This window comes from Pseudoalteromonas carrageenovora IAM 12662 (genome assembly GCF_900239935.1).
GTDB lineage: Bacteria > Pseudomonadota > Gammaproteobacteria > Enterobacterales > Alteromonadaceae > Pseudoalteromonas > Pseudoalteromonas carrageenovora.
On the sequence record NZ_LT965928.1, the window covers coordinates 296,945 to 321,698 of the forward strand.

Below are 24,754 nucleotides of genomic sequence, written 5' to 3' on the forward strand. Positions count from 1 at the left end.
ATGTGAAAGTAGGACATTACCAGGCTTCAAATAAGAGAAACCCGTTACAGCAATGTAACGGGTTTTTTTACGTCTGCAGAAAAGTAAAATTCGCGCAATTAACATCCATACCCATCACGTAGGTCGTGCGTAGCGACTCCCGACGCTAAAAGTATTTTTAATTATACCAAAATCACGCAATATCGCAGTCGGCCAAGAAAGTAACATTTTACTGTAACTCTCTACGGCTGTTGGTAATCAAAAGTGAGTAGATTAGGCGTTAGCCTTGGCATCATAAAATAACTTTTTAAGTATGTTATTTAAACCTTACTGGCATGTATTTCTTTTTATCGACTCAGAACAATTATTGCTCTAGTCTAAATCTAATAACTGTTACTTTATAAATTTACAAATAGAGTACAGAACTCAGATATATAAGATTAGAATAATAAGGGATTTATAATGAGTAAAATTGAAAATTATCTGCATGGTACTTTTTGCTGGTCTGAGCTTTGCTCTCATAACTGGAAAGATGGTAAGGCATTTTATACTTCATTATTTAATTGGGGATATGATGACCAGCCAATTGGAGAAAATTTATATTACACCATGCTGCAAAAACAAGGTGATGATATTGCAGCAATGTATGAAATGGATCAAGAACAGGTTACTGCGGGTGTTCCGAGTTATTGGTTAGCATATATTACTGTAGATAATGTTGATGAATGTGCTTTAAAAGCACAAAGCCTTGGTGCTGAAATTATTGCGGGTCCTCATGATGTAATGGATGCTGGCAGAATATTAATGATAAAAGATCCTGGTGGAGCAACTGTTGCTCTGTGGCAAGGGAATGCGCATAAAGGGTGTAAACGTGTTGAGGAGTTAAACACGCCATATTGGTATGAGATGGCAACGCGAGATACTAAAGCAAGTAAAGATTTTTACTGTTCTTTGCTGGGTTGGCAAAGTGAAACAAAGCCAATGGATAATATGCAATACACATTGTTTTTAGTTAATGGTAAACCTATCGCAGGCATGCTTGAAATGACAAAAGAGTGGCCGGGAGATATTCCTGCTCATTGGATGATCTATTTTGCTGTTGAGAATTGCGATACGGCTATTAAAAAAGCTGTAGAGCTTGGCGGGCAAGTGTGTGTACCTGCTACAGATGTTCCTGACGTTGGCCGATTTTGTGTTATCTGTGATCCTCAGGGTGCTGTATTTTCGGTAATACAGCCAGATATGCTTAGTAGTTCATTAGCGTAAATATATTCTGGTATTAAAGATAATATTATTTAATACCAGCAACTAAGTTCCCCACGTTATTTGACTATCCATTATGAATTATTGTGCAATTTTTCTTGCTATAATGCACACAATTAAATAGTTAGTAGCACTGAGAGCACAATGGAAATTGAACAAGATAGCAACTTAACCCTTCCTTTATTTCTTCTTGATGAAACTTTGAGTGAAAGAGATTTAGAACACCCTGATTTTGAAATTTCTATTGCGTTAAATGATGAGTTACTAACTCAAATTTGCCAAAACCCGAGCGAAGGTAGCAGTGTTGCTATTACGCTGAGTAATTACCAACTATTAATTACAGATTCGGTGTACTTGGCGATTATAGAACAAGAGCACGATGCGCAAATTACTTTAACTCATGGACCTTTATTGAGTGTGGTACTAAATACCTCAGAGCAACAAACATTTGTATCTCCACAAATGGATATGATGCCAACATTTGACTTAGGTGATGAGGACTTAGAATGAAAAAAATTCTAATAAGTGCCATAGTACTGATTATTTTGAGTGGGTGTGCATATTTAGGCAGTGCTCATTACGATAATGTATTTGGTGCAGAGCAAACACAGGAACGTATTGTTCCACATACCACGGGTGCCGGGGCTGATTTTTTACAAAATGTAAAACCAGTACTCGATACTCGCTGTGTTGTATGTCATGGCTGTTATGATGCGCCTTGTCAATTGAAGCTTTCATCGCCTGAGGGTATTGACCGTGGGCTAAGCAAAGATCTTGTTTATGATGGAACACGTTTACTTGCCACTACACCGAGCCGTTTGTTATTTGATGCCACTGATACTAAGCAATGGCGCGAGAAAAACTTTACGCCTGTGCTTAATGAGCGCGCTCAAACAGAAGAGGCTAACTTAGCTGGTAGCGTGCTATTTAATAGTTTGGTATTAAAGCAAAGCCATGAATTACCTGCTAATGAAGTCTTAGATGATGAGTTTGATTTTTCACTTAGTCGCTCACAAACGTGTGCCACAATGGGCGAATTTGATCGACTTGCGGATGAGCAACCCCATGCTGGTATGCCTTATGGTTTACCGGGAGTTTCGCGGGAAGAGTTTAATCATTTACAAAACTGGCTTAAAGATGGCGGTAAAATGTCGCACCTTAAGCCGCCTAGCCAATTTGATCTAAACAAAATAAAAGGCTGGGAAGCATTTTTAAATCAAGATAGTTTAAAGTATCAGTTATCCGCTCGTTATATATATGAACATTGGTTTTTAGCGCACATTTATTTTACTCCCGAAAACCCAAAAAGCTTTTTTAAACTTGTGCGTTCAAGTACTCCTCCTGGTGAGGAAATAAAGCTAATCAACACGCGCCGCCCATATGATGATCCTAAAGTTAGCCGTGTTTATTATCGTTTTATGCAAGAACGCTCAACTATTCTTTCTAAAACACATTTACCACTTGAGCTTAATGAAGCTAAGTTACTACGTTTATATGAGCAGTTTATTGCGCCTGATTACACCGTAACTAAAATGCCGAGTTATAAAGCTCAGTCGGCTTCAAATCCATTTAAAACATTTGAAGTAATTCCTATTAATTCTAAGTATCAGTTTATGCTTGATGAAGCTGAACTTATTATTATGGGTTTTATAAAAGGGCCTGTTTGTCGTGGTCAGATTGCGCTAAACGTAATTAATGATCATTTTTGGGTAGCCTTTGCTGACCCTGATAAAGTTGCTACACCCGCTGTAGGGGAAATGCTTGTACAACATGAAGATGCTCTAGAGCTTCCTGCTGCTGAAGAAAGTAATGCATTGCCTATCTCTAGCTGGGTTAAATATTCAGTACGTGAGAAAAAATATTTACAGGCTAAAGTTGAGCTTGCAAACGACATGTTTAAAGGTGGCGAGCATCTTACAACCGATTTGCTTTGGAAAGGTGATGGACATAATAAAAATGCAGCACTGACTATTTTTCGTCATTTTGACAGTGCTACTGTGGTTAAAGGTTTTATAGGGCAAGAACCTAAAACAACTTGGATACTTGATTATGCTTTATTTGAGCGTATTCACTACTTACTTGTAGCCGGTTTTGATGTGTACGGAAATATTGGTCACCAATTAGTGACACGCTTATATATGGATTTTTTACGTTTAGAGGGCGAGCAAAACTTTTTATCGTTGCTGCCAGAGGCAAAGCGTAATCAAATTAAAAAACAGTGGTATCGTAACTCACCACCAGATTTATCTAAGTTCTTTAAAAATAATCGCGAATTTAGCCAGCCAAGCGGTATTGAGTATAAAACCGATAACCCACAGCACGAGTTATACACTTTAATGAAGGAGACTTTAGCGCCTGTACTAAGTGAAAGGTACGATTACACTAAAGTGCCAGAGCCGTTAAGTGCAATAAATAATATGTCTGCAGAGGCGGTTAATTTATTACCTCAAATTTCTTTTGTACTTGTTAAGTAAGCTGATAATAGCCATAAAGGTTATACAATCATCCATCATAATGCGCACTATAATATATCGAGTTTATTAAATGAAAACGGCCAACGAGCCTATGATGAAGATACAGCTACAATAGTGCCTGGCTTTATAGGTGATTACCCTGCTGCTATTTGGTATTTAAATAACGATCAACAAGTTAATGCATTTGCCGAGCAGTTGCCAATGATGCAAATTGAAGCTGATTATCGTGCTTTAAAAAGTAAATTTGGAATACGCCGCACTCACCCACAGTTTTGGCAATACAGCGACATTTTACACTCTGTGGCAAAAGAGTATCGTGGTATAGAACATGGAATGTTTGATTACAACCGATTAGAAAATAGATAACGTTTAACTTTATAAAACCCAGCTTTTGCTGGGTTTTTATTGTCATAGTTTTCTTGTCTAAACATAGCTTACTTAATCATATAAATGGTATTACTCTTACTGATTTTGCGTTTCATAAAATTAGGCTACACTTAGATAAAAAAACAGGTCCTTACATGTTCAATATTATTAAAAGTGTTAGAAAGCGATACCGATGGGCGTTATTAGCTATTGCGCTTTTGATCAGTGGTTCTGCATTATTACTCCAATTAAGTATTTCGGTTCAAAAGTACGATGCTAAAATTATTAATATTGCAGGTAAGCAAAGGATGCTTTCGCAAAAAATAGCCTGGCATAGTAATACTATACTTAATACGAATAACTACTCTGCATTACATACTCAATCTCTAAAAAAATCCTTAAATGTATTTAAATCTGCTCATCAACAATTATTAGCTCAAAGCCCTAACGGGGAGTATAAATATTTAACGCCTGAGCTTATAAAGTTATACCTATATGAGCCAATACAGCTAGATAAAAGCGTTACACAATACATATTAGAAGCAGAGAAGTTGTTATACCAAAAGGGGGAAGTAAAACAGTCAGTTTTTTCTATCGAAGAGGTAGAAGCGGTTTTATTAAACCTCGATAAGGCAGTTAGTTTATATGAGCAAAGTGCGCTCAGTAAGGTTAACTGGGTTTCTAATTTAGAAATATTATGTTGGCTATTAGCCATGATATTACTGCTAATTGAGCTAAGATTTGTTTTTATGCCAATGGAGAAAGAAGTAACAAGTACGCTGTTAGAATTACAAAAACAAAAAGATTTTGTACAGCAAATTAGCCAAAATAAAGAGCATTTTATTGCCAGAGCTAGTCACGAATTTAGAACACCTTTACAAGGCCTTATCACATCTATAGAAGCACTAGAGATAACCCCTGAGCAAGAAAGTATTAAAACACAGGCAAAATATTGCTCCCTCAGATTAATATCCATGCTTGATGAGTTACAAGACCTGCAAGCTCTAAGTGCAGGGAAGTGGGTGCCCCATTTAAAAGATGAAAACCTATTAGAGTCGTGCAATAAAGTAGTGATAGCTTATAAATATGCATGTAAGCAAAAAGGTATAAAGTTAACTAGTCATTTAGATGAATCGTTAAATTGTATTTGTAAATTAGATCACCAGCGCTTGCAGCATATGTTTACTGAATTGATGAGTAACGCGATTAAATTTACAGCTCAAGGTGAGATTAATGTATCTGCAAAGCTTTTAAATAATGAGTTTTGTTTAACTGTGAAAGACACAGGTTGTGGTTTTTCACAGGTAATTGCTGATCTTGAGTTTGATTCGTTTAAACAGAGTAACCACTTTCAAGGATTAAGAACCGGACTTACCCGGGTACAGTATGTAGTTAAGGCGCTTCATGGCGCAATAAGCTTTAAAAACAACGAAACGCATGGCGCTACAGTAACCCTAAGCTTACCAATAATAAGTCATAAAGAAGCGCTTGTAGAGCACACAGTAAACAGCAATCTAACATGCTTAGTTGTTGAGGATAACCCACTTAATACTTTGTTGCTTACCCGTATACTTACTCTTTTAAATTTAAGCTACGAGTGCGCCGTAAATGGAGAAATAGCGTGTGATATGGTGAGCAAAAATGAATACGATATTATTTTTATGGATTTAAATATGCCAGTGATGGATGGATTTGAAGCAATAAAAATAATACGTTCTGAACTTAATAAAACCATGCCAATTATAGCCGTAACAGCAAATACCTCAGATGATGATATGGAGCAAGTTTATAAAAATGGAGCTAATTTTCATATCCATAAACCTATCAGCCAACAAGCAATTGAGGATGCTTTAAATAGCATACGTGAAATTAATTTCACTTGCAGTGAAGGTACTTGCTAAGTACTTTAAATATGCGTTAAGTTGTTGTTTTATTGTTTACTCGGAAACGCACGTGCAGTCAATTACGCTTCAGCAATTTAATGGTTACTTAAAAGGGCAGGGTAAAAGCCGTTACAATATTAGTACTTTAAATTGGCAAGTTAATTTGGGAGAACATTGGCTATTATTAGGCGGGAATGGCGCAGGTAAATCAGCGTTAACGGCTACCTTAATAGGCGACGCAAAGTGTGAGAGTGGCAAACGGTTAAGTAACATTGACAACTTGATGTTGGTCTCATCTGATTCCCAAAAGCAATTACTAGCAAATGAGTTAGAGCATGAAAAGCAAAGCTTAGTAAAAGATCTTATATTTACCTCGCAAAACCAACACAGCAGCCTTTTAACTCAGCTTATTGAGCTTTTTAAATTTGATACGCTACTAAACAGGCGCTTTAGAGACCTATCAACCGGTGAAACCCGCAAGTTATTACTCATTAATGCGCTTAGTTCAAGCTGTGACTTAGTGGTGCTTGATGAGCCTTTTGATGGACTTGATGCGGATTCGTGCCTTCAGCTTAATCAAATACTAGTAGATCTTAGTAAAATAATTACTTTTGTTTTTGTCTTAAACCGTCTGGATGAAATCCCTGCTTTTATTTCTCATTATGGTTATGTTAGCCAAGGGTGCTTAATCCATACATTAGCTAACCCAAGTGTTGAACAGTTAAACGACTTACTAAAATTACTGCATTTAGAGCACACTACATTAAGTGTACCAAAACCCGATAGCACACAGTTACAATCGCTATTTGCAGGCGAGACTTTAGTTAAATTAAATAATGCTAAAGTTAGTTATAGTGATGTAACTGTATTTAAAAACTTAAGCTGGACTATAAAAAAGCATCAGCATTGGCAACTAAGTGGAGCAAATGGCTCAGGTAAAACATGCTTATAAACTTAATAACAGGTGACAACCCTCAATGTTATAATAATGACATTGAAGTGTTTGGGTTTAAACGGGGTACGGGTGAAAGTATTTGGGGTATAAAACAGCACATTGGTTTTATATCAAATGCACTTCATATAGATTTCCGAGTAAGTATTTCGGCGCTTAATACTGTTATTTCAGGATTTTATGACAGCATTGGTTTATATCAAAAACCGAGTGATTCACAAGTAAATATCGCCAAGCAGTGGCTTGCATTAATAGGTTTAAGTGATAAGCAAAACACCTCATTTACCCAGCTTTCGTATGGGGATCAGCGTATGTTATTAATTGTACGCGCGATGATAAAGCACCCCACATTACTTATTTTAGATGAGCCTTGCTTAGGGCTAGATGAAGCGAATAGGCAGCGGGTGTTAGTATTAATCGAGAAAGTGTGTGCGGCTAATACAAGCACTGTAATTTATGTAAATCACCATGCGGCAGACAAAATTAAAGGAATAGAGAATTACTTAAAAATGGAAGATTTTAAGTATTAGTTCGTTTTTTATATTTTTTATTAATACTTTCTATTGAATAAATAACGATTTCAATCGCAAGAAGAGTAGAAGCAATGATTAACCCGCCACTTGGTTTAAAGTGTCCCTCTTGATAGTAATATATTCCACTTATAAACAGCATGGAGAGAAAAAATAAAATCTCAAATTGAATACGTTTCATAATTCACTTAAATATTATGAGCTTACAAAGAGTAGCCATTTCGTAAGCTCTATAGGGGGTCTAATTTTAAAGGCGAGTAACACTGAAACCTTTATCTTTTAACTGCTTTATTAAACCATGTTGCTCTGGTAAGTGCAGTGCGCCTACTGCAATAAATAGCTTTTCTTTAGTTAAGCGAGGCACTAATTGCTCAACCCATTTATCATTACGATTAACTAGCATAACTTGCTCGCTTATTTCACCGTAATTACTCTCGTCAAAACTCATATTGTAGTACTCGGTAAGCGTATCCATATCGCCATTTTTCCATGCGTTTACTAGCTTAATGAAGTAGGTATTAATATCGGCAAGCTGCTCAAACGTTTCTTCAATCATTTCGTTACTTAATAGTGCCATACCATCAAACATTTGCAGTTGCTGCTCTAGCGTTTCTAGCTCTCCAATTGTGATATTTTGCTTTTTAGCGTAAGCAAGTACTTGCTTGTCTATGCCTGTTTGGTCAGAAAAACCTGCATTTTGAAACTCAATTTGCATCATCGTCACCATTACAGCCCAAGGTTTTAGGCCGTTAAACATGGCAATATCAATCGATTTTTTAGAAAAATAATCTTTAAGTTTACTGTAGTTTTGCTTTGAGAGCTCTGTTTGTAATGTTTTGCCATCTTTAAGCATCATAAAGGGCATTGAACGCTGCTGCATTTGCAAAGGCGTGAGTTTACTAATATCTACTTCAACAACAACTTGCTCGCTTTGATCTATAGCCTTAGTTACTTTTTCTGGTAAGCCTTTCATGCTGGCATCACCTACGTGAACTGTGCCAAACAAATATGAGCTAGTGCCGTTTTTCTCTACTTTATATAAAGCCGGTGCCGCAAGGCTATTAAAACTAAGTACTGTAAACAGCACCATAATAAAAAGGTGACTAATACGAGGTGTTGCTTTCATAGCTTGTCCTTAAAATCTCATTGTTGAGTTAGATAAATACTAACCTAAATTCACTTTATGGGCAGTGTTAAATTAAATGTAAGGGTATTATTTTCGTTATTTTGAGCATTGATTTTAAAGCCATTTAAATCACATAAGCTTTGCACTATAGAAAGGCCTAAACCGTGGCGTTGGTTATTAGTTCGTGACGAATCGAGTTGATACAGTGGATCAAAAATAGCACTTAGCTCTTCATTGTTAAGTAGCCTGTCGACTTTGTTACTGATTGAAATTGTTACACTATGCTCATTTTCAATGGTATCTAATATGATTGCTTGATCAGTTATACCGTAAAATAGCGCGTTATCTATAAGATTACATAAAATGGTATTTAAGCTAAATTCATCTGCAATAATAGTTAAATCATCATCGAGCATATTATTAATACGCTTTGATATATTTAGATGCTTGAAGGCCAGCTCCTCAATAATTTGGTCAATTAAGCGTTTTAAAATGATATTTTGATTACTCAGCTCAAAAGCATTACTGCTAGATCGTTGCAATAACAGTAAGCTATTTACAATCGTTTTCATTCGCTGGGATATATTGAGTACGTCGCTGGTATAGGTGTCGCTAATACGTTTATCTTCAGGGTATCGAATAGCTACCTCTGAAAGGCTTATGAGTTCAGCAATAGGAGTTTTTAGTTCGTGTGCTATATCGCTAGTTAAGCGTTTTTCATTGCTGTAGAGTTTCTGATTTACAGTGATAAACTTATTTAGTTCGTTACGTATGGGTTCTAATTCTTCTACTTTTATATCGCTTTCTATGGTTTGTGCTACACCGGTAATATCGAGTAACTTTATTTGGTCGTTTAAATTATGCAGCGGATACAAGCCTTTATTTACAATACGTGTCACTAAATAGCGCACGCCAAATACACCAAATATACATGTTAAAATAAATACAACATCTATAATTATGAGCACTTTATTAAGTTCATCAGTAGGTGCTGCTATTGTTAGTGTCATACGGTTAAATACGTCTAAACCTGTAGTGCTTCTATCATCTTTTTGTGCAATAAAATGGCTTATAAGTGCGCGGCCATCATGTCCGTTAGGAAGCTCAATATCGATTATTTTAGATTCATTTATTGGCATGTTTAAAAAAGGTAAGTTGGCATTTGGAAACAAATCGAGTGAATCGGAACGTTCAAATATCGCTTCGCCGTGCCAAAGCTGATAAAACTCGCTGGCTTGTGCTTGCTCATATTCAGACATAAACTCGCCAGCAAAATCAAACTCTACATTGCCGTTATCATCTTCTACTAAGGTTTTTAAGTAGTTAGCTTTGTTAGTTAAAGATTGATTGAACTGGTCCTCGACCCAAGTATCTACACTTAAATCAACGGTTAAAAATATAGTGAATAAAATAACTGAAATCACTGCGCTAATATAATTAACCAGTTTACGTTTAATTGAGTGTGTTTTATTTTGCTGTGGCAACATAGCCAAACCCCCGTTTATTTTTTATCGGAAGCTCGCCATCAAACTGTCTTACTTTTTTACGTATAGTAGATATGTGTGCTTCAAGCGCATTTTTAGAGAGCATATCGAACTGACCTACTACTGCTTCGCTTATAAACTCTAGTCCTAACACTCGCTCAGGAGTGTTAAATAAGCATTCTATTATTTTGTATTCATTACGCGTGAGCTCAATAGCATGCTGCTTGTAATGAAGCGTTTTAAGCGAGAGATCTAATACGCAGTCGCCTACGGTCAGTGTATTTTGTTGGTTTTGCAATGAACCACGACGAAGCAATGCAAGGACACGAGCATGGAGTTCTTCAAATGAAAATGGCTTAGTTAAATAGTCATCAGCGCCTTTCATCAGGCCATTAATTTTATCTTGAGGTTCGCTTTTTGCAGATAGAATAAGCACACAGCTTTGGCTATTACTGCTACGTAGTGCTTGTAAAATATTCATGCCATCAACACTCGGTAGCATTAAATCAAGTACCAGGAGGTCGTAGTTTCCACTCAGTGCCATGCTCAACCCTTGTGAGCCATCACCGGTTTCATCTACGGTAAAGCCAAGGTTGCTAAGGCCAACTTGCAAGCTGCGCCTTAGTGCTTCGGAGTCTTCAATAACGAGGATTTTCATGTTTACTCAGTTTATAAAAAAAGCCTTGTTACTTTAACAAGGCTTTATTATTAAGTCACTTTGTTAATGGTACCAACCATTTGTATAAGCTAGATTCCCTAAGTTCGCGTGGGCTAGGGCTTTTTTAACTAGTTGCTCATCGTTTTCACATGGTAAAAGCTGGTTATTGCTATACGTATAGGTGGTTGCTGGTTTTTGTGGTTGTAACACCACCACTTTATTATCGTGCATATAAGCAAAGTTTTTGTCGTATTGCATCATTGCGCGTTGTTTGTTGTCGCTAATTGGCTTTGATAAATCATGACCTATCATTGGGTGCTTACCACTTGCGCCAATTAAAGACAGTAGAGTAACAGGAATATCGAGCTGACTGGCTAGTTGGTCATAGCGTTTATGAGCTATACCTTTGCCAAAAATAACTGCTGGAATTCTAAAGTGATCAACCGGGACCAAATTCGAACCCGATACGCGTGAGTCGTGATCGGCAATAACTATAAATACGGTGTTGTCCCAGTAGCTCGATTTTTTAGCTTTTTCGATAAATGTACCTAGTGCATAATCGGCATACTTTGCAGCATTATTTCGGGTTTGCTTTTGTTTATCGTACAGCGTTATTTTATCGTCAGGAAAGTCATACGGGCTATGATTAGAGCTGGAAAATATAAGACTAAAAAAGGGTTTATTCTGTTTTTCAAGTTGAGAGAGTTCGAGATCGGCTTGGTCGTATAAGTCTTCGTCTGATGCGCCCCACGAGCCGTTAAAGTCTATTTTATTAAAGTTATTCGTATCTACAATATCTTTAAAGCCATTACCTAAAAAGAAGCTTCGCATGTTATCAAAATGGCTTTCGCCACCATAAATAAACTGGGTGTTGTAATTTTTCTTAGCTAAAAAATCAGCAATGGTAAAAAAGTCGCGTTGTGATTTATCAAGCTTAACAACCGCACGTGAAGGCGTTGGTGTAAACCCTGTAATCACTGCCTCAATTCCACGCACTGAACGTGTACCCGTGGCGTATAAATTATCAAACCCCCAGCCTTGCTTGTAAAGGGCGTCGATATTAGGTGTAAGCGGTAAACCGCCAAGCGTGCCTACATAACGAGCACCTAAACTTTCTTGTAAAATAATGACTAGATTTTTGGGTTTACCTATATTACTTGCGCCATGAAACGTTTTTGTAGGGGCGGTTACATCACTAAATGTGCCTTGCGTGTTTTGCATGTTACTACGCACAATACTAAGCAATTCATCGGTAGGCATTTTACCGTAATAGTCTTGGCTTGATTGCTCATTAGAGAGTTGCTTAACTGCAAATGCGACGCTATAAAGTGAGTTAAGGGTTAAGTCGTTAAGTAAGTGATCAGTAGAGAACGAGACCATGGCGGGGTTAAGCGGCCTGTGTCCTAATGAATTACGCGCGCCCAAAATAGTTAAGCATACTAAAACAAGCGCTAAAATTGATTGATTTAAGCCTGTTAGTGATGATTTGCTTTGCCATTGATTGCTAAATACTTTACTTGCAAATTTACAGCTTAAAATAAGTGCTATAACAGCAATAAATACTTCTAACTTATAGCCTGAAAAAATCATTTTTGAGACTTCTTTAGGATAAATTAAATATTCTATAAATAAGCGGTTTGGGCGTAAATCGTACTCGTTTATAAACGTAGGCGTAATCACTTCAAAAAAAACGAGTAAAGCCGACATTATTACTAAGTATATTTTAAGTAGCCCACGTACTTTATTTTGCCAACCTATACTTTGCATCACTAAAGTCAGTAGTAATGCGGGCATAATAATGTAGCTTAGAGTGGCTATATCTACTCTTAACCCACCTATAAATATAGATAACCACGCATGCGATCCAAATACACGCTCCCCTTGCCATACACTTAATCCAAAGCGAGCAAGTGTTAAAAAACTCAGTGCCAAAACAGTAAATACAACAAAAATCCATACAGGGCCAAGTGCATTTTGTATTTTAGGTATAAAAGTTAGCTTTATGCCCATAATACAGCCCACCAAATAAGAGCAGTAATTAGCATGGCTATAAACACACTGGCTGAGGCAATATCTTTAGCAAGCCCCGAAAGCTCGTGGTATTCACGGCCTATCCTATCAACTACAACCTCAACGGCTGTATTTACCAGCTCAGCAAACAATACAAAAAGCAGGCTGGCTATCAGTAATAACTTGTCGCTTAATGCAATTTCTTGTAGCCACACAAACACTCCAAGTAACGAAAACAGTGCTAGCTCTTGTTGAAACGCCGCTTCAAATCGACTCATCCATTTTAAGCCGTTAAAAGAATGGTTTAAGGTAAAAATAAGGCGCATTAAGCCTTGGCGTTTTTTAACGGTTTTATTGCTCATAGTTTTATTTCGCTTGGTGTTGTTTGGCAGCGAGCAAGTAAATCAAGGGATGCCTGATACGTTTTGCTTTTAATGCCAATTAAATTTAAAAGGGTGTGAAAAATGTTGTTGTGTGAGCGTGCAGCTCGTGTGTCTAAATTAGCTAAACAGGTATTGGTAATGCGTTGGTTATGCTCATCGGCCCACATATAAAGAGGAACATGTGTTTGCGTGCTAGGCGCAAAGCTATACGGAAAGCCATGCAAGTAAGCACCGGCTTCGCCAAGTGATTCACCATGATCAGAGACATATAAAAACTGCTTATCTATGTTGTTCGGCAGTGCTTTTAATTGATCAATTACTTGGGCGTTAACAAAGTCGCTGTACGCAATTGTATTGTCGTAGGTATTAACTAATTCATCGAGTGAGCAGTTCTGAATGTCGCTTCTGTCGCACGTAGGCGTAAATTGCTTAAACTTTTCTGGGTAGCGTTTAAAGTAGGTTGGTCCGTGCGAGCCCATCATATGTAGGACGATAACGGTATTAGCTTGGCTTAAATTGGCGAGTTTGCGTTTAAGTGGAGCAATAAGTGCTTCATCAAAACAATATTTCCCATCGCAAAGCGCTGATGCAGCGGTTGGGATATTTATGTTAACAACACGGGTGCATACGTTTTTACAGCCGCTGTTGTTATCAACCCACAGTACATCACTGCCAGCTTGTTGTGCTAGGTCAATCAGGTTTTGTTGGTTGTCGGCTGCTAATCGATCAAAGTTATCGTGTGTTTGCAATGAAAACATACACGGCACAGACACAGCCGTAGCTGTGCCACAAGACGCCACATTATTAAAATACGTTACATTATGCTTTTGTGTATAAGGATTGGTGTTACGTTTATAACCCTGGTAAGCAAAATTGTCTGCTCGTGCGGTTTCGCCAACAACTATAACTGTTACGCTGGTAGTAGTAGGCGCAATTAAAGTGGGTATTGTATCTATATTTTTAAACTTTATATTGGTGTATAGCAGTTGATCGCGCATGTATTTATAACCGCTAGAGAGGTACTGAAATGGAATGATTTCTTTTTTCAAAATGCGATTATTACGGCCAGTGGCTGCGTAGTCGGCGTAAAAGTTCACAACCACTAAAGCAATTAATAAGCAGCACGCTACAATTAGCTTTATACGGCTAATCGCTTCTTGGTGGGGGCGAGCGAAATGTATTTTCACTTTGCTTAATATAAAAACAGGTAACGCACAAAATAGCAGTAAAAAGCCTATGAGCTGCGGGTTTAAATAGTTCAACGCTTCGCTTGAATCTGTTTCGAACGTGTTTTGAATCATTGAATAGTCAAACACGACGCCGTAACTTAATGAGCCATAAAGCACACCACTCGAAATTATCAGTAAGAGGTAGTTAATAGGTTTTAGTAACCATCTGACCGACACTATCGAAAAGAAAATAATTAAAAGGCATAGCAAAAGTAGCGGGACTGAGAGTAAAAACAGCCATGAAAAAGACGCAAGTGAGGTAATGGCGCTAAACGAACCTTGAATAAAAGGAATGTTTATAACTAAACAGTAATAACAGGCAATCATTACTACAAAGGCGTTAGCACTACAGTGAATGTAAAACCGCTTACTACGATTTGGCTTTTTTTGTACTGGTATTTGGCTAAGTATGTTCATATTTAGGCTCGTTTAAAATAACAACGCCATGCTATGTAACAACACTTAAGAATTGCTTAAGAGAACCTACGTATTCCCTGAGGAAAATAAATATTTTTTATTTGCAAAAAACCTCAAAAATTAATCAAACCATAAATGAGAGATATAAGAATAGTGAATTTCCATGCTTGAAATTAAAGCATAAAAAATCCTTTAAATAGATTTATGGTGAATTTTAAAACCACTTAATTTGATTTTTAGTGTTTTTTTTGAATTGAGTTTGGTATTGACTTAAAGGGCTCAGCGCGGTACTAATACATAACAGAGCGAAAGATTACCTTTCGTAACAAATGATTTAAATTTGGTATTAATTACATGCTTACAAATGCACTTAACCTAGTCCTGATTATTATCGTGGTGATTATTCCCGCGAGGGCTTCGTAGTGCTATAAACTTAAGCATTAAAAAGCCCTCCGCACCTAACCGTTCGGAGGGCTTTTTAGTTTTAAGGGTAAAATTTTTAGCGTAAAAATGTAATTGGGTTGTCACTGAGGAATGAGGATTTATTAATGACAGGCGCAGAACTAACAATCGATTTATTAGCCAAACACGGCGTTAAAGAGGTATTTGGCTACCCAGGCGGAGCTATTATGCCAATTTACGATGCGCTGTATGGCGCGCCAGTCAAACATTACCTTACTCGTCATGAGCAAGGTGCTGGCTTTGCTGCTGTAGGTTATGCCCGCAGCACAGGTAAATTAGGTGTATGTTTAGCAACATCAGGCCCAGGGGCAACTAACTTAATAACAGCACTTGCCGATGCGATGATGGACTCAGTGCCATTGTTAGCTATTACCGGCCAAGTACCTACTGCAGCCATTGGCTCAGATGCATTTCAAGAAGTAGATGTACTTGGTATGTCACTTTCGTGTACAAAACACAGTTACATGGTAGAGCGAGCAGAAGATTTAGCCGAAATACTACAAGAGGCCATGCACTTAGCCCAAAGTGGTCGCCCAGGTCCTGTACTTGTTGATATTCCAAAAGACATTCAAATGGCGCAAGTGCCTTTTAAACCTTGGTTAGCCGCTGATGAATATTTACCGCAACTTGATTTAAACCAAGTTGCCATTGCAAATCAGTTATTAAGTGAAGCAAAGCAGCCAGTTGCATATGTTGGCGGCGGCGTGCAAGCCGCTGATGCACAAAATGAGTTAATGCAGTTTTTAAATAAAACACAGATGCCAGCAGTATCAACACTTAAGGCATTAGGCAGCGTATTACCAGATTACGAACATTACTTAGGTATGCTAGGCATGCACGGTACACAAGCCGCTAATATAGCAGTACAAGAGTGCGATGTATTAGTGTGTATAGGCGCTCGCTTTGATGACCGCGTAACTGGTAACTTAGCTAAATTTGCAGCCAAAGCAAAAGTAATCCACTTAGATATAGATGCAGCTGAAGTAGGTAAACGTAAACCTGCTAAAGCCTCATTAATTGCTGATTTAAAAACGTCATTACCGGCACTTGAATGTGTTGTAACCCCTAAAGCATGGTGCGATACAAATAAGCAGTTAAGCGTAAAGCATGCCTGGCGCTACGACTACCCAGGCGAAAAAGTATTTGCCCCGTATTTATTGAACCAATTAAGCCAGCGTATGCCAAAAACAGGCGTAGTGTGCTGCGATGTTGGTCAGCATCAAATGTGGGTAGCGCAACACATGAAGTTTAGTCACCCGAGTAATCATTTAAGTAGCGGTGGCGCAGGCACAATGGGCTTTGGTTTACCGGCCGCCATTGGTGCGCAAGTAGCGCGCCCAGACGATTTTGTAATAACGGTGTCGGGTGATGGCTCAATCATGATGAACATTCAAGAGCTTGCGACTATTCGCCGTAACAATTTACCAGTAAAAATACTAATATTAGATAACCAACGCTTAGGTATGGTTCGCCAATGGCAGGAGCTATTTTTTGAAGGACGTTATTCTGAAACAAACCTTTCAGATAACCCTGATTTTGTTCAGTTAGCCGCTGTATTTGGTATTCCTGGGCAAACAATTACACATGCAAATCAAGTTGATGATGCAATAACAGCATTAGTTAACAGCAAAGGGCCGTATATAGTACATGCCTGCATAGACGATAAAGAAAACGTATGGCCACTTGTACCACCAGGGGCTGCAAATGACGAAATGATTACGGAGAAAGCACAATGAAACACAGCCTAACTATTGCATTAAAGAGCCAAAGTATAGCGGTCGAGCGTTTTTTACGTGTAGTGCGTCACCGTGGTTTTGACCTTACGCATTTTCAGCTCAATATGGATGATGGCCACTACAATGTTGCAATGACAGTAGACAGCGATAAACCAATCCATCTTTTAACAAGCCAGTTAAATAAGCTGGTGGACGTTAAAGAAATCACTTTACAAAATTTACAGCAACAAGCTGTGTAATTGCTAACAATACAAATTTACGAGTAATTGAATAACAGTTACTCACCAATTTTTAGAATGAGGAATGCCCGCTTACAGAGCGGCAAAACAGAGGTAACTATGGCTAAATTAAGAAGTGCAACAACAACTGAAGGACGTAAACGCGCAGGCGCACGTGCATTATGGCGCGCAACAGGCATGACCGACACAGACTTTGGTAAACCAATTATTGCTGTAGTTAACTCGTTTACACAATTTGTACCAGGGCACGTACACCTTAATCAGCTTAGTGAGTTAATGGCTGAAACAATCACTCAAGCGGGTGGCGTACCAAAAGAATTTAATACCATCGCCATTGATGACGGTATCGCAATGGGCCACGGCGGTATGCTTTACTCACTACCTTCTCGCGATTTAATTGCCGACTCGGTTGAGTACATGGTTAACGGCCACTGCGCCGATGCGATGATCTGTATTTCTAACTGTGACAAAATTACCCCAGGGATGATGCTTGCAGCGCTACGCTTAAACATACCGGTTATTTTTGTATCGGGCGGACCAATGGAAGCGGGTAAAACAAAACTTGCTAACATTGATATTAAATTAGATTTAGTAGATGCCATGGTTAAAGGCGCTGATGAGTCGGTAAGTGATGCTGATTCAGAGCAAGTAGAGCGCTCTGCATGTCCTACTTGTGGGTCGTGTTCAGGCATGTTTACTGCAAACTCAATGAACTGCTTATTAGAAGCTATTGGCCTTGCACTACCGGGTAACGGTACAACGCTTGCAACTCATAAAGACCGTAAGCAACTTTATGTAGAAGCGGGTGCTCGCATTGTTGATTTATGTCGTGAGTACTACCAAAAAGATAACCATGATGTGTTACCACGTGCTATTGCTAACAAAACAGCCTTTATGAACTCTATGGTTGTTGATATTGCTATGGGTGGCTCTTCAAATACCGTATTGCACTTATTAGCAGCGGCACAAGAAGCCGGCGTAGACTTTGATATGTCGCACATTGATGAGCTATCTCGTAAAACACCATTTTTATGTAAAGTAGCCCCAGCAACACCAGAATATCACATTGAAGATGTTCACCGCGCTGGTGGCATGATGGCAATTGTACGTGAGCTAGGTAAAGCCGGTTTAGTTGATTTATCGGTAAACCACGTAGCGGGTATGACAATGGGTGAGCTTGTTAAAAAGTGGGATGCGACAGATCCTACAAACGAAGCAGCACAAAAGTTTTACCGCGCAGGCCCTGCTGGTATTCGTACTACAAAAGCAATGAGCCAAGAGTGCCGTTGGGATGAAGGTGATAACGACCGAGAACATGGTTGTATTCGTAGTGTTGAGCACGCATTCAGACAAGATGGCGGCTTAGCTGTACTTTCAGGTAACTTAGCGGTTGATGGTTGTATTGTTAAAAGCGCTGGGGTTGTTGACGAAATGCTACATTTTGAAGGCACTGCAGTGGTGTACGAATCACAAGATGATTCAGTAGAAGGTATTTTAAACGACGAAGTAAAAGCGGGTGATGTCGTTGTTATTCGTTACGAAGGTCCTAAAGGCGGCCCTGGTATGCAAGAAATGCTGTACCCAACGAGCTACTTAAAATCAAAAGGCTTAGCTGAAAAGTGTGCATTGATCACCGATGGTCGTTTCTCAGGTGGTACATCAGGCTTATCTATTGGCCACGTATCGCCAGAAGCGGCAAGCGGTGGTGCCATTGCGTATGTTGAAAATGGCGACAAGATTATCATTGATATTGCAACACGTGAAATCACCTTGGCATTAAGCGATGAAGAACTTGAAGCGCGTAAGCAAAAACAACTAGCTCGCGGTAAATTAGCCTACAAACCGGTTGATCGTGAGCGTTATGTGTCGTCGGCATTAAAAGCGTATGCACTACTTGCAACCAGTGCTGATAAAGGCGCTGTACGTGATTTAGCCAAACTGGAGGAGCTTAGCTAATTATGGTTTCTCAAGAGCTCGATTATTTTCGCGCTATTATTCAGGCAAATATGGAGCCTTTGGCAAAAGTTACTGAGGTCAGCGAAATGGCTCAGCTCAGTGCTAAGCTAGGTAACCATGTATGGCTTAAGCGTGAGGATCAACAGCCCGTGTATTCGTTTAAATTACGCGGTGCATACAATAAATTAAATAAGTTACCAAAAGGGTCTGTTGTTATTACGGCATCGGCTGGTAACCATGCTCAGGGGGTGGCACTTAGTGCATCTCACCTTGGGCACCAAGCCACTATTGTTATGCCAGTAACAACGCCTGAAATAAAAGTAAGCGCAGTACGTGCGCTTGGTGGCGAAGTGGTATTACATGGTCATCATTTTGATGCGGCAAAAGCACATGCGCTTGAACTTACTGAGCAGCGTAATGGTGTATTTGTTCCGCCTTTTGATGACCCAGACGTTATCGTTGGGCAAGGCACTGTTGCCCGCGAGTTAATGCAGCAACTCAACGAGCTTGATGCCGTATTTATACCTGTTGGCGGTGGTGGTTTACTTGCTGGTATGGCTGTTTATATCAAGTCATTACGCCCTGATATAAAAGTTATTGGCGTAGAAGCTGACGAAAGCGCATGTTTACAAGCAGCACTTAAAGCGGGAGAGCCGGTAGAGCTTGACCGTGTTGGTAGTTTTGCAGACGGTGTTGCTGTAAAAATTATTGGCAGTGAAACATTTCGCTTAGCGCAAAAGTTTTGTGATGAAGTAATCACCGTGAGTAGCGATGAAATTTGCGCCGCGATGCAAGATATTTTTGTCTCTACTCGTGCGATTGCAGAGCCTTCTGGGGCTCTTGCAACGGCAGGGCTTAAAAAGTGGAGTCAACAATCGGGCTTAAAAGGACTCCATTTAGCAGCTGTACTTTCGGGTGCTAATTTAAACTTTGATCGTCTTCGTTACGTAGCAGAGCGCACTGCGCTAGGTGAAAAAAACGAAGCGTTATTAGCCGTTACCATCAAAGAAGAAAAAGGCAGCTTTAAACAGTTTTGTGCGTCTTTAGGTGGCCGTGCTATTACTGAGTTTAACTACCGTTATGCAGGCCCAGGTGAAGCACAAATATTTGTAGGTATTGCGCTACGCCAAGGCGAGCAAGAGCTCAACGAGTTGAAACAAGACCTAACCAAAAATGATTATGCATTTTGTGATTTATCAGACAACGAACTCGCTAAATTGCATGTACGTTATATGGTTGGCGGTAAAGCGCCAGAGCAATTGCATGAACGATTATTACGTTTTGAGTTTCCTGAATATCCAGGTGCACTTGCACGCTTTTTAGATACGCTTGGTAGTAATTGGAATATTACGCTATTTCATTATCGCAATCATGGCGGCTCTATGGGTAATGTACTGGCTGGCTTTGCTATTGAGCCAAGCCAATTTGATATGTTCAACGAGTATTTAAACCGTTTAGGTTATAGCGTTCAAGATGAAACACAAAATCCATGTTTTACGCAGTTTTTAACATCTCAATCGCAAAACCCCAAAGCTGACGATTTAGTCTCAGCTTAATCCTCATATAAGCAAGCGCTCTAAGTAGGGTGCTTGCTTTATCTTGTGTTTTACATATAGTTACAAGTATTTACCATTATTTGGAACTCCCAGTTGCCTATTAAAGGATTAATACTCGTAACGTTACTTTTTTGCAGCCAGCTTATGGCACAAGAGCATGTGACTTTACAGTTAAAATGGACACATCAATTTCAATTTGCCGGTTACTACATGGCCAAAGAAAAAGGATATTACAAAGAACTCGGCTTAGACGTAACTATTAATCCGGCCAACCCTTTTATGCCCGACACTTTTGCACCGGTGGCTTCAAATAAAGCGCAATTTGGTGTAGCGCATTCTGGTATTTTACAGCAAAAAGTAAAGGGTCAGCCTTTTGTTGCCATGGCTGCTATTTTACAGTTTTCACCTTATTGCTGGATGGTTAAAGACACTTCAGATATTTTTCATCCCCGAGACTTTGTTAATAAACGTATTACTAAAGTAAGCCGCCTAGACAGCACTGAGCTATTGGTAATGCTTAAGCGCAGTGGTATAGATGTAGATAACCTTGCAGTTTATGACGGTGAAAACCCAACTCAAGCATGGGTAGAAAATAAGCTTGATGCTACACAGGTGTATGTCACTAATCAGCCCTATTACATGACTCAGCAAGGCATAGCCCATAGGCTTGTTTGCCCACAGCGCTACGGAATGGACGTATATGGTGATATTCTATTTACGAGTCAATACATGCTTAAAAAGCATCCCAAAACGGTTGAGAACTTTTATCAAGCAAGTTTAAAAGGGTGGCGTTATGCCATGATGAACATGGATGAAGCGATTGCTATTACGCAATTAAAATACGCTAATCATAAAAATTTCCATCAATTAGCGTATGAAGCTGAAGTACTGCGAGAGTATATTATGCCGCCCACAACTAACCTAGGTAATATGTCGATGGCAAAATGGCGCCTGATAGCCGACTTATATGGCATTGGGCAAAATGAGTTTGATGAAGTAAAAGCTGACTTTATTTATAATTACGAAGAGCCAGAAACTATGCAGTTATCGTGGATGTTAATTGCTGCAATACTGGTGAGTATAATTTCTATTCCGCTGTACTTACGGCTTATTTTTAGCAAAAAGTAAGCGTTTAAAAGCGCTTAACTGGTATAATAAATCGTCTTTTTTTTAGTTTAAGCTGTTATGACGTTAGCTGAGCGATTTTTTGCACTTGATACATTTTTAATGAGCACTCGCCAATATTGGCAGTGTACAGCGTTTGATTTTGAGAGCTGCCCGTGGCCAGAGTTAACAACCTTACTTAATAACTTAACTGATCAACAAGTCGTTGAACTTGATTGTGATCAGGAGCGGCTGTATGAGTTTTTTGCCCCTCATATAAATAACGTAAGTAAACTAGCTTTACTGTGCGAAATACCACAAATTAATGCTTCTCGCAGTGACTACCCATTTTGGATAAGTACGGGTATTAAAGGGCGTAAGTTTGAGCAGCTACAAGACTTTGTATCGGCATTACCTAACTCTGCTGAGCCAGTTATAGAGTGGTGCGCAGGCAAAGGACATTTAGGTCGAATGCTTGCTTTTAATGGCGCAAGTAGTGTGCACAGTATTGAACTTCAAGCTAATTTATGTGAACAAGGACAAAAAAGTGCTCAGCAACAAGGTTTAGCAATGCACTTTAGCCAAGCTGATGTACTGAGTGACGACACTCAGTCTTTTTTTAACGAAGACACCCACGCTGTTGCACTGCATGCATGTGGGGCACTACATCAAGTATTTATGCAAAAAGCATGCTTTGCCAAAGCCAAGCAAATTAGTTTCTCCCCCTGTTGCTATCATTTATATACGCCAAATAACTATCATGCAATGAGTGACGCTGCTAAGCAAAGTGAGCTTAATTTAACTCATCGAGACTTAAAGTTAGCTCTGCAAGAAACCGTTACTGCGCCTTCTCGATTAGATAAAGTGCGTAAAACAGAACTTGAATGGCGCCTTGGGTTTGACGCGCTTAGAAAATCGATAACTAACGAGCAGTCATATGTCAGTGTGCCATCGGTTAACAAGGCTATATTTTCAGATTCATTTAAATCATTTTGTGCATGGGCTGCTGAGAAAAAAGCATTAAATTTACCTCAAGGTATTGATTATGAATCGTTTTTAAATATTGGCCAAGCAAAAAAGAAAGTCACTGACCGAGTTGAACTGGTTCGACATGTGTTCAGAAGGGCAATTGAGGTTTGGCTTGTACTCGATCGTGCTTTATATTTGCAACAGCAAGGTTATCAAGTGAGTGTTAAAACGTTTTGCGAAAAGCAGTTAACACCACGTAATATATTGATTCTTGCCAATATAAATTAAATTCCCTGTCCTCGACTTAATAAGAGATGCAATGAGAAAGTTAAAAAATTTATTCGAAAACAACAAACGCTGGGCTAAACGCACAAGTGAAGCAGATCCTGAGTTTTTTAAAATTTTATCAATGCAACAAAACCCAGAATACCTATGGATTGGTTGCTCAGATTCTCGTGTTCCTGCAAACCAAATAGTTGATTTATTACCCGGTGAGTTATTCGTACACCGCAACGTAGCAAACGTTGTAGTGCACACCGATCATAACTGTTTATCTGTAATGCAATACGCAGTTGAAGTGTTAAAAGTAAAACATATTATGGTGGTAGGCCACTATGGTTGTGGTGGCGTACAAGCTGTATTAAACGATGCTAAATTTGGCTTTATTGACAACTGGCTTCGCCACGTAGGTGACGTGAAAGAAAAACACCTTGAGCATCTTAATGCTATGGATGAAACACAGCGCTTGAGCCGTCTTATTGAGCTTAATGTAATAGAACAAGTGCGCAATGTGTGTAGAACCAACATAGTGCAAGACGCATGGGAAAAAGGGCAAGACTTGACGATTCATGGTTGGGTTTACGGCCTTGAAAATGGCCACTTACATGACTTAGAAGCAGTTGTAACTTGCGCCGCAGAAGAAACCGAAAGTTATAAAAGAGCGGTACAGCACGTTTTTAAAAAAGCGGGCTGTGAGTAACTTAGCGCATGGCTAAAACGGCGGTTTTAATAGGTGCTACAGGCTTAGTGGGCAATGAGCTACTGCATAAGCTACTAAGTAGTGAACATTACTCAAAGGTAGTGACTTTAAGCCGTCGTGATTTAGCTATTTCGCATGTTAAATTAGTAAACCATGTGATTGATTTTGATAAACTGACTCAATATTCAGAACTCATTAAAGGCGATGTTTTTTTCTCTTGCTTAGGTACTACGCTTAAACAAGCGGGTTCAGTAGCTGAGCAGCGAAAAGTCGATTTTGATTATCAATTTATAGCGGCGCAATTAGCTGCAAATAACAATATTCCCCATTACTGTTTAGTTTCTTCTAGCGGGGCTAATGCACACAGTCGTAGCGCATACTTAAAAATGAAAGGAGCGCTTGAAGTTCAAGTTAAGCAGCTTAATTTTTCTAAGTGCAGTATTTTTCAGCCATCGTTGTTATTAGGTGAGCGTAAACAATTTAGAGCGGCCGAAAAAATAGGGAGTTATATTTTTCCGGTTATTACAATGCTGCCTTTTTTAAAGCGTTATAAGCCAATTACGGGCAAACAAGTTGCGCAAAAAATGCATACGGTGAGCATTGAGCAGCAAGCTGCGTTATCGTATTACGTGCTCGATGAGTTATTTAAATATAGCTAAAAATACAAAAGGCAGCCTAAGCTGCCTTTTGTATTTTTACGCTTAATTATTCAGCGTCTGATTTAGCACTTAGCTGCTGCTCAAGTAGGGCAACTTTTGCTTCTAATTCTGTCAGTTTTTCGCGAGTACGAATTAGCACTTGGCTTTGCACATCAAATTCTTCACGGCTTACAAAGTCCATTTCAGCAAGCTTGTTTTGTAAAACTTGCTTAGTTTTACCTTCAAGTGTGTCTGCTAAGTTTTTTACACCTTGTGGCATATTGCTCGTAATTTGCTTTGCAATTTCTTCAAGTTTTGCTGGGTTGATCATAATTGTCCCTTCGGCCTTGCCTAAAATGAT

At 39.0% G+C, this 24,754-nt stretch carries 19 protein-coding genes and 2 pseudogenes; 13 read left to right on the forward strand and 8 right to left on the reverse strand.

The window, feature by feature from the left end; genetic code table 11:
• Positions 1-441: 441 nt before the first annotated feature.
• From ALFOR1_RS01480 to ALFOR1_RS01500, 5 genes and pseudogenes are all read left to right on the forward strand, one after another.
• On the forward strand, positions 442-1,245 hold the full coding sequence (locus ALFOR1_RS01480; protein WP_104641826.1) for a VOC family protein: 804 nt from the start codon (positions 442-444) through the stop codon (positions 1,243-1,245).
• Positions 1,246-1,386: 141 nt separating this feature from the next.
• On the forward strand, positions 1,387-1,752 hold the full coding sequence (locus ALFOR1_RS01485; RefSeq protein ID WP_104641827.1) for a hypothetical protein: 366 nt from the start codon (positions 1,387-1,389) through the stop codon (positions 1,750-1,752).
• Positions 1,749-4,082 (forward strand): annotated as a pseudogene (locus ALFOR1_RS01490) (fatty acid cis/trans isomerase). The gene ALFOR1_RS01485 and the pseudogene ALFOR1_RS01490 overlap by 4 nt, the downstream one beginning before the upstream one ends.
• A gap of 155 nt (positions 4,083-4,237) precedes the next feature.
• Entirely contained in the window at positions 4,238-5,983 is a 1,746-nt protein-coding gene (locus ALFOR1_RS01495; protein ID WP_104641828.1) for a response regulator, read from the forward strand.
• Positions 5,984-6,035: 52 nt separating this feature from the next.
• A pseudogene (locus tag ALFOR1_RS01500) lies at positions 6,036-7,447 on the forward strand (ATP-binding cassette domain-containing protein).
• Here ALFOR1_RS01500 and ALFOR1_RS01505 read toward each other — a convergent pair.
• The 7 genes from ALFOR1_RS01505 to ALFOR1_RS01535 all read right to left on the reverse strand — a co-directional run bounded on the left by ALFOR1_RS01505 (position 7,437) and on the right by ALFOR1_RS01535 (position 14,754).
• On the reverse strand, positions 7,437-7,628 hold the full coding sequence (locus tag ALFOR1_RS01505) for a hypothetical protein (RefSeq protein ID WP_058547662.1): 192 nt from the start codon (positions 7,626-7,628) through the stop codon (positions 7,437-7,439). The pseudogene ALFOR1_RS01500 and the gene ALFOR1_RS01505 sit on opposite strands and share 11 nt — an antisense overlap.
• Positions 7,629-7,694: 66 nt before the next feature.
• Positions 7,695-8,573, reverse strand: coding sequence for a TraB/GumN family protein (locus tag ALFOR1_RS01510; protein ID WP_058547661.1), 879 nt, complete (start codon positions 8,571-8,573; stop codon positions 7,695-7,697).
• Positions 8,574-8,623: 50 nt separating this feature from the next.
• Positions 8,624-10,060 (reverse strand): sensor histidine kinase, encoded by a 1,437-nt coding sequence (locus tag ALFOR1_RS01515; protein ID WP_104641829.1) that lies wholly within the window; start codon positions 10,058-10,060, stop codon positions 8,624-8,626.
• Positions 10,041-10,715, reverse strand: coding sequence for a response regulator transcription factor (locus ALFOR1_RS01520; protein ID WP_104641830.1), 675 nt, complete (start codon positions 10,713-10,715; stop codon positions 10,041-10,043). Before ALFOR1_RS01520 ends, ALFOR1_RS01515 begins: the two co-directional genes overlap by 20 nt.
• Before the next feature lie 63 nt (positions 10,716-10,778).
• Positions 10,779-12,725: an LTA synthase family protein gene (locus tag ALFOR1_RS01525; RefSeq protein WP_104641831.1), complete on the reverse strand. Its 1,947-nt coding sequence runs from the start codon at positions 12,723-12,725 to the stop codon at positions 10,779-10,781.
• Entirely contained in the window at positions 12,716-13,087 is a 372-nt protein-coding gene (locus tag ALFOR1_RS01530) for a diacylglycerol kinase (RefSeq protein ID WP_104641832.1), read from the reverse strand. The genes ALFOR1_RS01525 and ALFOR1_RS01530 overlap by 10 nt, the downstream gene beginning before the upstream one ends.
• Positions 13,084-14,754: a phosphoethanolamine transferase gene (locus ALFOR1_RS01535; RefSeq protein WP_104641833.1), complete on the reverse strand. Its 1,671-nt coding sequence runs from the start codon at positions 14,752-14,754 to the stop codon at positions 13,084-13,086. The genes ALFOR1_RS01530 and ALFOR1_RS01535 overlap by 4 nt, the downstream gene beginning before the upstream one ends.
• Positions 14,755-15,302: 548 nt before the next feature.
• On the opposite strand from ALFOR1_RS01535, the gene ilvG reads away from it, so the two are divergent.
• From ilvG to ALFOR1_RS01575, 8 genes are all read left to right on the forward strand, one after another.
• On the forward strand, positions 15,303-16,952 hold the full coding sequence (gene ilvG, locus ALFOR1_RS01540) for an acetolactate synthase 2 catalytic subunit (protein WP_058547655.1): 1,650 nt from the start codon (positions 15,303-15,305) through the stop codon (positions 16,950-16,952).
• Positions 16,949-17,191, forward strand: coding sequence for an acetolactate synthase 2 small subunit (gene ilvM, locus ALFOR1_RS01545; RefSeq protein WP_006793049.1), 243 nt, complete (start codon positions 16,949-16,951; stop codon positions 17,189-17,191). Before ilvG ends, ilvM begins: the two co-directional genes overlap by 4 nt.
• A 99-nt stretch (positions 17,192-17,290) precedes the next feature.
• Entirely contained in the window at positions 17,291-19,147 is a 1,857-nt protein-coding gene (gene ilvD, locus ALFOR1_RS01550) for a dihydroxy-acid dehydratase (RefSeq protein ID WP_104641834.1), read from the forward strand.
• A 2-nt stretch (positions 19,148-19,149) separates the two neighbouring features.
• Positions 19,150-20,703, forward strand: a complete 1,554-nt coding sequence (gene ilvA / locus ALFOR1_RS01555) for a threonine ammonia-lyase, biosynthetic (protein ID WP_104641835.1) — start codon at positions 19,150-19,152, stop codon at positions 20,701-20,703.
• A 144-nt stretch (positions 20,704-20,847) separates the two neighbouring features.
• Complete coding sequence (locus tag ALFOR1_RS01560) at positions 20,848-21,831, forward strand: ABC transporter substrate-binding protein (protein ID WP_058547677.1); 984 nt, start codon at positions 20,848-20,850, stop codon at positions 21,829-21,831.
• 57 nt (positions 21,832-21,888) lie between these two features.
• Positions 21,889-23,064: a methyltransferase gene (locus tag ALFOR1_RS01565; protein WP_058547652.1), complete on the forward strand. Its 1,176-nt coding sequence runs from the start codon at positions 21,889-21,891 to the stop codon at positions 23,062-23,064.
• A gap of 31 nt (positions 23,065-23,095) precedes the next feature.
• Positions 23,096-23,755: a carbonate dehydratase gene (can, locus tag ALFOR1_RS01570; RefSeq protein ID WP_058547651.1), complete on the forward strand. Its 660-nt coding sequence runs from the start codon at positions 23,096-23,098 to the stop codon at positions 23,753-23,755.
• 8 nt (positions 23,756-23,763) lie between these two features.
• The gene (locus ALFOR1_RS01575; protein ID WP_058547650.1) at positions 23,764-24,414 is read left to right on the forward strand and encodes a Rossmann-fold NAD(P)-binding domain-containing protein; all 651 of its coding nucleotides are present in this window, start codon (positions 23,764-23,766) and stop codon (positions 24,412-24,414) included.
• 46 nt (positions 24,415-24,460) lie between these two features.
• Here the strand turns inward: ALFOR1_RS01575 and ubiK are convergent, their stop codons facing one another.
• Positions 24,461-24,724 carry a ubiquinone biosynthesis accessory factor UbiK gene (gene ubiK, locus ALFOR1_RS01580; protein ID WP_058547649.1) on the reverse strand — a complete coding sequence of 88 codons (264 nt, stop codon included), beginning with the start codon at positions 24,722-24,724 and terminating at the stop codon, positions 24,461-24,463.
• Between the last annotated feature and the right edge of the window lie 30 nt (positions 24,725-24,754).